Origin of the sequence: Anaerotignum faecicola (genome assembly GCA_024460105.1) — a bacterium.
Lineage (GTDB): Bacteria > Bacillota > Clostridia > Lachnospirales > Anaerotignaceae > JANFXS01.
This window is the reverse complement of the sequence record JANFXS010000072.1, coordinates 1-588: the sequence shown is the minus strand read 5'-3', so window position 1 is coordinate 588 and position 588 is coordinate 1. Positions and strand designations below refer to the sequence as shown.

The 588-nt window shown below is 50.5% G+C and carries 1 protein-coding gene; it reads left to right on the top strand.

Annotation, left to right across the window (positions count from 1 at the left end):
* Positions 1–118 precede the first annotated feature (118 nt).
* A partial coding sequence (locus NE664_12795; protein MCQ4727513.1) for a phosphotriesterase occupies positions 119–588 on the top strand: 470 nt, incomplete at its 3' end.

The following is a 588-nucleotide window of genomic DNA, read 5'->3' as shown; positions in this document are numbered from 1 at the left end:
GTACCAGCCACTATCCCGGATACTATTATGTGGGCGGGAGAGACAGATGAATTCTTACTGTTCTGGATTTTTGCCCTGTTTGGCAGACTGTTCGGTTAAAAGAACGGAGGTGCTGTTCATGGGATTTATAAGAACACTGCTTGGAGATATCAGGCCGGAAGAGATGGGGTTTACACTGTCCCATGAACATCTGGTATGCCGTCCGCCATACTGGGTGTGGAAAAATGACGACGATCTGCTTCTTGACGATCCCGAGAAAACGCTGGCAGACATGATGGACTACAAAAGAATGGGAGGAGCAGCTATCGTGGATGCAACGGCTATTGATTATGGCCGGGAGGTAGAAGCGGTTGCAGACCTTTCGAAAAGAAGTGGCCTCCATGTCATTGGAACCGCGGGCTTTAATAAAGGATTTTTATGGGAGGCCCCACTGGATGAGAGAAGACGCGGGCTGATCGGGGGATACTCTACCTTTAAAGAGTGGATAGAAAAAAGTTCCGTCTCAGAACTCGCGGATTTCGTCTGCCGGGAGGTGGAAGTGGGTCTGGAGGGAACCAGCTGCAAAGCGGGGCAGGTGAAATTCGGCAC